Consider the following 9,992-nt stretch of genomic DNA (forward strand, 5'->3'; position numbering starts at 1 on the left):
CACGCCACGGCCGGGTGGTCTGTGCAAGTCGACAAAGGACAGCGGAAGTACTGGCAAACAGCCAGGGGAACCGGCGCGAGGCCTGCCGCACGATGGTCCCGAGCGGTCGAGTCGGCCGCGGAGAGGACCATCGCCGTGGAACGCCCGCACCCGTCCGCAGAGCCGTCCGGCCTGCTCGCGCCCGGCACGCCCGTCACCCACCAGGACTGGGCCTCGCTGCGGATCTTCCTCGAGATCGCCCGCGAGCTCTCGTTCACCAGGGCGGCCGAGCGCCTGTGCGTCTCCCAGCCGACGGTGAGCAGGCAGATCGCCCAGCTCGAACGGCGCTGCGCCAGGCAGCTCGTGGTGCGCACCTCGCGTTCGGTGCGGCTCACCGCCGCGGGGCTCGAGCTCGCCGGCCGGCTCAGCGCGGCGATGCAGGCGATCGAGGCGACGCTCGCCTCCGCCGGGCCGGTGCCCGCGCGGTCCCCGGCGTTGCGGCTCGGCCTCTTCCAGGTGCCCCAGGTCGCGCTGACCGGGCATCTCGCCGAGCAGCACCGGGGCGGGGAGTGCCGCTGGGAGGCGACCTCCCCGGAACTGGGGGCGCGCAGGGTCGCCGCCGGGGAGCTCGACGTCTACTGCGGTGTGTGGTGCGCGGACGTGGTGCCGGTGCCGGACGACGGCCTCAGGTGCCTCTCCGTGCTGACGGTGCCGATGTGGGTGGCGGCGTCGGCGAACCACCCGGTCGCGCGGGCGTCCGGGGCGGACCTGGCGGACCTCGGCGACGAGCACTGGGTCAGCCCGGCCGACCGGCACCTGCGCGAGGCGTTCCACCTCGCCTGCGAACGGGCCGGAGTCCGGCCGCGGATCAGGGCGGTGACCGACGACACCGCGGAGATCGCCGCCGTGGTGCGGGCGGACCTGGCGATCGCGCTGGTCACGCCGTGGGCGACCCGGCCGGCCTCCCTGCCCGCCAGGCCGTGCTCGAACGCCCCCGAGCTCACACTCGTCGTGGCGACGCGGCCCGCGGCGCCGCCGAGCCTGCGCAGGGCCGTGGCCGAGGCCGCGCGGGGGTCGCTCTGGCGCAGCGCCGTGGACGACCGGGGCCTGCGGGACTGGTTCGCGGACCACCCCCGGAGGTGGACGATGTCCGAGGTGACGGGCGGGTCAGCCGGTCACGCGGCGGGCGGCGAGCGCCGCGGTGAGGGTGCGGATGCCGTGCACGCCGACGGGGTTGATCCCGGTCAGCTCGCGCACCCGGCGTAGCCGGTAGTCCAGCGTGTTGCGGTGCACGTGCAGGACGTGGGCGACGCGGCCGCGGTCCATGTCCAGGGCGTAGAAGGTCTCCAGCGTGGCCAGCAGCTCGGGGTGGGGGTCGAGCGCGAGGGTCTGCCGCCGCACGGCCTGGCGCAGTTCGGGGTCCCGGCAGAGCGCGAGGTCGACCACGGCGTCGTCGAGGCGGAGCGGCTGGGACGACGCGGGCGAGGCGAGTGCGGCGGTGCCGGCGGCCATGCGGTACGCCTCGGCCACCTCCTGCGGACTCCCCGCCCACGCCCAGCCGCCCGTCGCGGCCGGGCAGGCGTGCCTGATCCGGTGCCAGCACTCCAGCAGGTTCTCCGGCAGCCGGTCGCGGTCGGCCGGCACCGCGCGGGCGCCGGACAGGAGCACGATCCTGTCCTCCTCGTGGGTCAGCAACAGCTCTCCGCCGTTCTCGCCGAGCCGCGGCGGGGACGTGCGGCCCGTGTCGCGGACGACGAGCACGCAGTACGTCTCCCACAACCGGATTCCGGTGGTGCGGCTGACCTCGGGCAGGTCGATCGAGTCGCTGATCAGCGCCTGCGCGAGCGTCGCGGTCCCGCGCAGGTTGACGCTCTCCGCGTAGAACCCCGACATGCTGACCGACCGGATCAGCGGCAGCGAGCCCTGGGCCGCGGCCATCAGCCTGGTGAGCGACTGCTGGTCACGTGCCTCGGTGGCCGCCAGGACCTCCCGCATGCACGTCATCCAGCTGATGTCCACGGTGCTGTCGATGGCGGCGAACGGGATGCCCTGCCTCGCGCGCAGCGCGCCGGTGGCGACGAGCTGCGCCCTCAGTTCGGTCGCCGGGAACAGTTCGCCGCCCGCCACCTGGTCGAGCACGCCGTTGATGATGAGCGCGGTCTCGGTGCGCAGGTGCTCGATCGCGGCGGGCGGCAGGGCCGCGTACGGGGTCAGGGCCGCCACGATGTCCTCGGTGCACAGCGTGGCGAACCGCGCCGTGTGCTGCCTGAGGCGGGCGTGCAGCGGCTGACGCAGGATCGCCGTCTGGTTGCTCACGGCGATCATTGAAGTGCAGCGCGCGCGTCCGAACGGCCCAGCGCACTGTGTGAACGCACAGCGAGAGCGGGGGCGTCACCGGTGACGACCCCGCCCTCGCCCCGGCTCAGGAGTTGCGGTTCGAGATCTCCAGCCGCGTGCGGTAGGCGCAGGTCGGGCTGCCCGCCTTGGCGCTGAGCACCCGGTACCCGGCCGGGACGGGGTGATAGCCCTCGCACATCGAGTCCTCGCGCCGGACGTCGTTCTTGATGTTCAACCGGTGCGTGTTCCCGCAGCTGGCGGCGTTCGCCTGGATCGACCACACGATGTACCCCGCCGGAACCTGTTCGTAGGCGGCGCAGATGCTGGTCTCGTGGGCGAGCGCGCTCGGCGTGCTCACCAGCGCGGTGGCCGCTGCCGCCGCCAGCGCCCAAACGGCGATCTTCATGGCTTGCTCCTGTTGTCCGGTCCGCACCAGGGCATCCCCCGGTGATCTGTCCACAGGAGCCTGTCGCGAGGCGATCGGTCGTTCCATGCGCGCGTGAAGGACGTTCTCCGGACGATTCCGATGTGGATCGACGATTTCGCGTTCATTCGCGCTGTCCGGGAATTCCGGGGACCACGTTATTCCTCTGTGACCTGATTTCCTGGATCTCGCAACGTTTCCCCGCCTCTCAACGACGTACTGGTAGACCGGGTGAGGAGGAACGTCGAAATGGTTGTCCGATCTCCCAGCTCGCCGAGCCCCGAGGCCGACGACGTCCCGTTGCCGGAATGGCCGCAGTGGTTGCTCGACAAGCACGGCGCCAAGGTCCTGCGCCCCACCGAGGCGGCGCGTGCGCCCGGTTCCCCGCGCCCCGTCGCCACCGTGTACCGGTCGGACGTCCTGCTGGTCCCGGTGTCCGTGCTGGAGCAGGGGGCGACGCGGGGCCAGGTCGACGACGAGCTGAGGCGCGTGGGGCTCACCATCCGGCAGGGCGAGGACCTGCCCGGCGTGGACCTGCCGCCGGAGTTCGACGCCCTCGACGAGGAGACGCGGCAGCTCGTTCCGGTGCCGATCGTGCTGTCCGCGAGACCCGACGAGACCGAGAGCGACAGCGAGAACGCGGTGGCGGTCGTGGACGCGTGGACCGCCCAGGAACAGATCCGCGCGGGGGTGGCGGCAGGCCGGATCGGCGGCCGGGGCGTCGGGGCGATCGCGGTCGAGCACCTGTTCTCGGGAGCCGACTACGGCGGTGTCCCCACCTGGGTGCCCCACGACCTGCGTGACGGTGAGGCGGCCGCGCCGTACCCGATGATCCCCGTGGCGTTCAGCGGTGCCCCGCCCGTGCGGCCGCAGCTCGCGGCGGGCCACCGCCGGGTCGTGATCGCGGTGCCGGACACCGGGATCAACCAGCACCCCTGGTTCGGCATCACCGCGAAGACGTTGTCCGGCAACGGTTTCGTGCACGGGTACGCGGCGTCGGCGGCGGCGATCGCCCAGCAGGCCGGCAAGCTCAGCGGCCTCACGCCGACCCAGGTCCTCCAGGACTTCTGGGAGTCTCCGTTGTACGCCAACGCGCTCTCCGAGGAACTGGGCCGCGCGACGGGACACTTCACGTTCATCGCCGGGTTGATCCACCAGGTCGCGCCGGCGGCCGACGTCCTCGCCCTGCGCGTGCTGCACACCGACAACGTCGCGTACGAGGCGGATCTGCTGCTGGCGCTGTGGTTGCTCGTCGCGCGGGTCACCGCGGCCCAGGCCGCACCGGCGGGGGACGAGCGGCGCCGCGAGACCGTGGACGTCGTGTCGTTCTCGCTGGGCGCCTACCTGGACCGGGCCTCGGCGAAGGAGGGGCACCTCCGCGCGGTGCTGACCAGGCTCACCGACCTGGGCGTGCTGCTGGTGGCCGCGGCGGGCAACGACCGCACGACCCGGCCGTTCCACCCCGCCGCGTTCGCCGCGGAACTGACGTCCGAGCAGGCCGGGCCGAAGGTGATGGGCGTGGGCGCGCTCAACCCCGACGAGACCGAGGCGTGGTTCAGCAACGCGGGGCCGAACGTCACCGTCTACGCCACCGGAGCCAACGTGCTCAGCACCTTCCCGACCGTCGCGAAAGGATCTCGCGGGTCCAACAGCGCGGTGGCGTCGGGTGAGCGCAGGACCGCCGACCCCGACCAGTTCAGCAGCGGGTTCGCCATCGCCTCGGGCACGTCCTACGCGACCGCCGAGTTCGCCGCCGCGGTGGCACGCGGCCTGGGCGACAGCATTCCCCTGAACGAGAAGAGCCCGCTGGACAGGATGAGGAAGCGCGCGGCCCGCCAGATCAAGAAGTACCAGGGTTCGTAGCCGTGCCCGGCACCTCGCTCGACCGCGACGAGCTCGCCGCCCTGCTGAGGGCGGCGCAGTCCGGGGACAAGGCGGGCTTGGACGCCACCGTTCGTGCGCTCACCCCGCTGCTGTGGCACGTCGCACGGGCACAAGGGCTGGATCGGGAGTCGAGCGGGGACGTCGTGCAGACGACGTGGCTCCTGCTGCTGCGCGGGCTCGACGACATCCACGCCCCGGAGGCGTTGGTGAGCTGGCTCGTCACGGTGGCCAAGCGGGAGGCGTGGAGGGTCAGCCGGGCGCAGCGGGCCGAGCCTCCGACCGGCGACGAGATCCCCGACGAACCGGACCACGAGGCGGGGCCCGAGGACGTCGCCCTGACGTCCGCGCGGGACCGCGAGCTGTGGCACGCCGTCGGTCGCCTGCCGGAACGCTGCCGACGTCTGCTGCGGATCGTCGCGTTCACCCACCGGCCCGACTACGACCGGATCGCGGAGACGCTGGGCGTGCGGCGCGGGTCGGTGGGCCCGTTGCGGGGGCGATGTCTCGCGAGGCTGCGGCGGATGTTGTCCGCGACCTCCGCCGGGCCGGGCGGTGACCTGTGAGCCCGGACGGGGAGATCCTCGGGCGGATCCACGACCTGTGGGAGCAGGTGGACCCGGCGCCGGGGGAGCTGGCCGCCCACACCGCGTTCGCCTGCGCGTTCGCCACCCCGGACGACGAGATCGCCCGGGCGGTGCGTCATCCCCGCACGGCCGGTGCCCGCGGCGACGAGGAGGCGCGGCTGATCACGTTCGAGGCCCGGAGCCTGACGCTCACGCTGAGCATCACCGCCGAATCCGGTGACACGGTCCGGCTCGACGGCTGGATCACCTCCGCTCGCGGCTGCCCGGTGGAGCTGCGGACCGCGGCCGGTGTGCGCACGACGGAGGCCGACGGCAACGGGAGGTTCTCGTTCGCCGGGGTCACCCGCACGCTGACCCAGTTCGCGGTGCGGGCCAACGGCACGGTCACCACTCCCGCGATCGCGTTGTGACCCGTGCGGACCGTGGAGGAGAAGGCGCGGGAGCTGCACGACCGGGGCCGGGCGGCGGTCACGGCCGGCAGGTCCGCCGCCGGCATCCGCCACTTCACCGCCGCGTTGCGCCTGCTCGGCCGGCCGGGCACGGGGGAGCGGGACAGACAGGCGATCGTCGCCCGCATCCTGATCAGCGCGGCGGCGGCCGAGGTCCACCTGGGCCGCCGGGAGACGGGCTTCCGCCTGCTCGACGACGCCGAACCGCTTGTCGCACAGGAAGACCGCGTCACCCTGCTGTCCCAGCGGGGGCTGCTGTGCATCCTCACCGGACGCCTGGACGAGGCCCTCACCTACCTCGACGAGGCCGTGCCGCTGTACCGGCGGCCGCAGGACGACTACCACCTCGCGGCCGACCTGCTGAACCGGGCGATGCTGCACTCCCTCGCGGGCAAGGCCCGGCTCGGCCGGGCGGACCTGGTGCGCTGCGAGGAGATCGCGCGTGCCGCGAACCTGCCCGTGGTGGTCGCCAAGGCGCAGCTCAACCGCGGCTACTGCGAGATGCTCATGGGCGACGTCCCGGCCGCGCTGCGGACGTTCGACCTCGCGCGGCCCGTCTTCGAGGAGCACGCGCCGGACGTGCTGCCGGTGCTCGCGATCGACCGCGCCCGGACCCTGATGCAGGCCGGCCTCGCGGGGGAGGCGGCCACCGAGCTCGACGAGGCCATCCGCCTGCTCGGCCACGCCCGCCCGACCTACGAACGCGCGGAGGCGGCACTCGCCCGTGCCCAGGCCGCCGTGGTGCAGCAGGACGTCATCACCGCGCGGAAGTGGGCCCGCCGCGCCGAACGCTGCTTCCAGCGCCGCGGCGACGAGGGCTGGGCGGCCGTCGCGGTGCTGACGCGGTTGCGCGCCGACCTCCGCTCCGGCCGCGGCCACGCGCGGATCGCGGAGGGGGCCGCGTCGCTCGCGCCCCGGCTCCTGGGGCTGGGCCTGCGCACCGACGCGGAGTCCGCGCGCCTGCTCGCCGCCCGCGCTCACGTCCGATGTGGGCAGACGGACGCCGCGCGCCGCCACCTCGCCGGGCCGCGCAGCGCGTTCCCCGTCCTGGAGACCCGCCTGCTGCGCAGCCTCGCCGCGGCGGAGCTGCACGCCGCCGAGGGCGACGTCCCGGCGACGTTGCGGCACGCCAGGAAGGGGCTCGCGACCCTGAGCGAACACCGGGGCCGGCTCGGCAGCCTGGACCTGCGGACCGGCACCAGCGCGCTGGGTGTGGACCTCGCCGCCGTCGGGCTCGGCACCGCCGTGCGGCACCGCGGCGCACCGGTGGTCTTCGACTGGGCGGAACGCTCGCGGGCACAGGCCTTCCTGATGGGCCCGGTCCGGCCGGCGGCCGACCAGGAGACGTCGGACGCGGTCGCGGAGCTGCGTCAGCTGGCCGTGGTCGCGCGGGCCGCCGAGCTGGCGGGCAGGCCCGACCGGGACGCCCGGAACCGTTGTGCCGAACTGGAACACCAGATCCGCGCCCGCGGCTGGCAGGCCGACGGCGCCGGCGAGCAGACGCACGTCGTCTCGTTCCGCGACGTCGCCGCGGAGCTCTGCCGCACCGGCGAGGTGATGGTCAGCTTCCTGACGGCGGCGGACGTGCTGCACGCCGTGGTCGTGTCCGGCGGCACCGGGCGGCTGGTCAGGTTCGGCGACCTGGCGACGATCACCGAGGCGGTCGCCCGGCTGCGCACCGACCTCGACGCCGCGTGCGGGCGACGGCTGCCCGCCGCGGTGCTCGACGTGGTCCACGGCTCGATCCGGCACCAGCTCGCCGTGCTCCGGGACGAGGTCCTCACGCCGTTGCGGGACCTGCTCCGCGACCACGAGCTCGTCCTGGTGCCGACCGGCCCGCTCGCCGCCGTGCCGTGGGGACTGTTCGACGAGCTGCGCGGGCGGCCGGTGACCGTGGCGCCGTCCGCGTCGCTGTGGTGGCGCGGACGGCGGCTCGCGAGGCCGGGAAACCTCGTGGCGGAACCACTTCTCGTCGCGGGACCGGACCTGGACTTCGCCGCGGACGAGGTGAGCAAGATCGCCGGCCTGCTGCCCGGCAGCACCGTCCTCACCGGACAGGAGGCCACCGTCGAGGCCACCCTGGCCGCCATGAGCCACCGGCGCATCGTGCACCTCGCGGCGCACGGCCACCACGAACCGGGCAACCACCTGTTCTCGCGCCTCGACCTCGTGGACGGCCCGCTGATGGCGTTCGACGTGGCCGGCCTGGACCGGGCACCGGAACACGTCGTGCTGTCCTCCTGCGACACCGGCCGGTCGGTCGTGCGGGCAGGTGACGAGATGCTCGGCTTCACCGCGGCGTTCCTCTACGGCGGCACCCGGACCGTCGTGGCCGGGGTGGCCCGCGTGCCCGACGACCCGGTCGTGGACGTCATGGCCGCCTATCACGACCTGCTGTGCCGGGGCGCCGCTCCGCCCAGGGCGCTCGCCGAGGCGCTGGCGATGTCGCCGCTCATCCCGCTGGTGTGCTTCGGCTCCTCCTGAACACCGGGCGTTCCTCGTCGCACACCGCGGTCCCGCTCGTCAGGCGGCGGGCTGCTGCTTCGCCCAGTCCGCGAACGACGTCATCGGGATGCCGAACCGCGCCGCGATCGCCGGGTCGGCGGAGACCGGGGTGGTGTTCATGCCCAGCTGGTTGGCGAGGAGCAGGGGCAGCATGCCGCGTGCCTCACCCTGCTCGACGGTGACGTGCTCGACGTGCGCGGGCGCGCCGGCGGCGGTCAGCGCACCGGCCATCTCCCGCAACGACAGGAGCTCGCCCGCCAGTTCGATGGCGTGGCCGTGGAACCGCGCGGGGTCGGCGAACGCGGCCGCGGCGGCGGCGCCGATGTCGTCCTGGACGATCACCGCGATCGGCTTGTCCGGGTCGAGCGCCGTCACGATCGCCTCACCGGTCATGTTCTCGAACCAGATGGACGGCCTGCGCAGGTTGGAGGCGAAGAACGCCGGTCGCAGCTCGGTCCACGAGTCGAACCCGCTGTCCGGCAACGCCTGCCCCACCACCGCCTTGCTCAGCCAGTAGTGCGGGTCGCCCCGGTGCGCGGCCGTGCCCACCGCGGCCTCCCGCAGGTAGTCGCCGAGACCGGACACGGACGAGTGCACGAACTGCGGCACCTCCGCGCGGCGTGCGGCCTCGACCAGGTTGAGCCCCATCACGCGCTCGGCGTCCGACCCGAGGTCCGCGAGGCTGGGCGTCTGCACCGAGAACACCGCCCTGGCACCCCGCAACGCGGCCACCAGCGAGCCGGGATCGGTCAGGTCGCCGGTGGCGAGTTCGGCCCCCGCCCGAGCGAGCGCCCGCGCCGCGGCCGCCTCCGGCTGTCGCACCAACGCCCGCACCGGCACCCCGTCGGCCAGGAGCTGCCGTGCGACCGCCCCGCCCTGCTGCCCGGTCGCGCCCGTCACGACCACCACGTCCGTCATCTCCGGCTCCTCCACGCTAAATGGGGTCTGCCCCCGTTTAAGGCTTGCTACGATATGGGGCCTGACCCCAGTTAGCAAGCGGGAGCGGTGGATGAAGACGATGCGCGCCGATGCCCAGCGCAGCCGCGAGCGGATCATTCAGGCTGCTCAGGCCGCGTTCGGGCAGCACGGGGTGAACGCCTCGCTGGAGGCGGTCGCGAAGGACGCTGGCGTCGGCTCGGCGACCCTGCACCGCCACTTCCGCTCGCGCCGCGAACTGGTGGAGGCGGTCTTCCAGGACAGCACCACCGCCGTCGCCGCCGAAGCCGCCCGCCTGGCCGCCGACCAGCCGCCGGGACCGGCGCTCTTCCACTGGCTGCAGGCCGTCCTGCGCTACACGATGGCGAACCGGGGCCTGGTCATCACCCTCGTCCCGCCCTCCGACGAGGCCTACGAGGGCACCTGCGGCCACGACGCCCTGGAGGCGGCGGCCGAGCCCCTGCTCGCCGCGGCCAGGTCGGACGGGCAGGTGCGCGCGGACGTCACGACCGCGGACGTGCTGTCCCTCGTGAACGCCATCTCGTTGCTGGCCGAGCGCGATCCGGGCGCCGACGCCGAACGGCTCCTGGGCCTGGCGATCACCGGCATCGCCCCGAGTTCGTGCGCCGGGACTCCGTCTTCCTAGGCGTTGTCCTGCACGTTCATCGGGCGACAGTGGCGGGCGAGGGCGCCGGAGGCGGCACCGCCCCAACGCCTGGCCTGGTACGAGGGCATTGCGGCGGCACCGGGTCTCTCGTCCGCGCCTCTCACCTGACGAACTCGCAGGACAGCACCTAGTTGTACTTGGCCGGGACGTTGGTAGCTGTGGATGGGTGTTGACGTGGGGAGAGCCTCCGGTTGGGGTGTGGTTTGTCTAGGACCCACGCCAGCCGG

At 73.7% G+C, this 9,992-nt stretch carries 9 protein-coding genes; 6 read left to right on the forward strand and 3 right to left on the reverse strand.

All coding sequences use genetic code 11. The annotated features are described in order from the left end of the window. Positions 1-135 precede the first annotated feature (135 nt). Positions 136-1,245 (forward strand): LysR family transcriptional regulator, encoded by a 1,110-nt coding sequence (locus tag ACFWNN_RS09750; protein WP_382439480.1) that lies wholly within the window; start codon positions 136-138, stop codon positions 1,243-1,245. Here ACFWNN_RS09750 and ACFWNN_RS09755 read toward each other — a convergent pair. Together ACFWNN_RS09755 and ACFWNN_RS09760 are read right to left on the reverse strand one after the other, a co-directional pair. After that, complete coding sequence (locus ACFWNN_RS09755; protein ID WP_382439481.1) at positions 1,147-2,295, reverse strand: PucR family transcriptional regulator; 1,149 nt, start codon at positions 2,293-2,295, stop codon at positions 1,147-1,149. The two genes, ACFWNN_RS09750 and ACFWNN_RS09755, sit on opposite strands and share 99 nt — an antisense overlap. Positions 2,296-2,401: 106 nt before the next feature. After that, entirely contained in the window at positions 2,402-2,722 is a 321-nt protein-coding gene (locus ACFWNN_RS09760) for a hypothetical protein (RefSeq protein ID WP_382439482.1), read from the reverse strand. Between the two features lie 267 nt (positions 2,723-2,989). Between ACFWNN_RS09760 and ACFWNN_RS09765 the strand changes: the two genes are divergently transcribed. Genes ACFWNN_RS09765 through ACFWNN_RS09780 form a run of 4 tightly spaced genes read left to right on the forward strand, consistent with a single transcriptional unit; the run spans position 2,990 to position 8,141 of the window. Then, positions 2,990-4,603 (forward strand): S8 family serine peptidase, encoded by a 1,614-nt coding sequence (locus ACFWNN_RS09765; protein ID WP_382439483.1) that lies wholly within the window; start codon positions 2,990-2,992, stop codon positions 4,601-4,603. A 2-nt stretch (positions 4,604-4,605) separates the two neighbouring features. Then, the gene (locus ACFWNN_RS09770; RefSeq protein WP_382439484.1) at positions 4,606-5,187 is read left to right on the forward strand and encodes an RNA polymerase sigma factor; all 582 of its coding nucleotides are present in this window, start codon (positions 4,606-4,608) and stop codon (positions 5,185-5,187) included. Then, positions 5,184-5,618, forward strand: coding sequence for a hypothetical protein (locus tag ACFWNN_RS09775; protein ID WP_382439485.1), 435 nt, complete (start codon positions 5,184-5,186; stop codon positions 5,616-5,618). Before ACFWNN_RS09770 ends, ACFWNN_RS09775 begins: the two co-directional genes overlap by 4 nt. 3 nt (positions 5,619-5,621) lie before the next feature. Beyond that, positions 5,622-8,141: a CHAT domain-containing protein gene (locus ACFWNN_RS09780; RefSeq protein WP_382439486.1), complete on the forward strand. Its 2,520-nt coding sequence runs from the start codon at positions 5,622-5,624 to the stop codon at positions 8,139-8,141. Positions 8,142-8,180: 39 nt separating this feature from the next. Here ACFWNN_RS09780 and ACFWNN_RS09785 read toward each other — a convergent pair whose 3' ends face one another. After that, the gene (locus ACFWNN_RS09785; protein ID WP_382439487.1) at positions 8,181-9,080 is read right to left on the reverse strand and encodes an NmrA family NAD(P)-binding protein; all 900 of its coding nucleotides are present in this window, start codon (positions 9,078-9,080) and stop codon (positions 8,181-8,183) included. A gap of 91 nt (positions 9,081-9,171) precedes the next feature. Between ACFWNN_RS09785 and ACFWNN_RS09790 the strand changes: the two genes are divergently transcribed. After that, on the forward strand, positions 9,172-9,744 hold the full coding sequence (locus ACFWNN_RS09790; RefSeq protein ID WP_382439488.1) for a TetR/AcrR family transcriptional regulator: 573 nt from the start codon (positions 9,172-9,174) through the stop codon (positions 9,742-9,744). Positions 9,745-9,992 lie beyond the last annotated feature (248 nt).

Source organism: Lentzea sp. NPDC058450, from assembly GCF_042721395.1.
Lineage (GTDB): Bacteria > Actinomycetota > Actinomycetes > Mycobacteriales > Pseudonocardiaceae > Lentzea.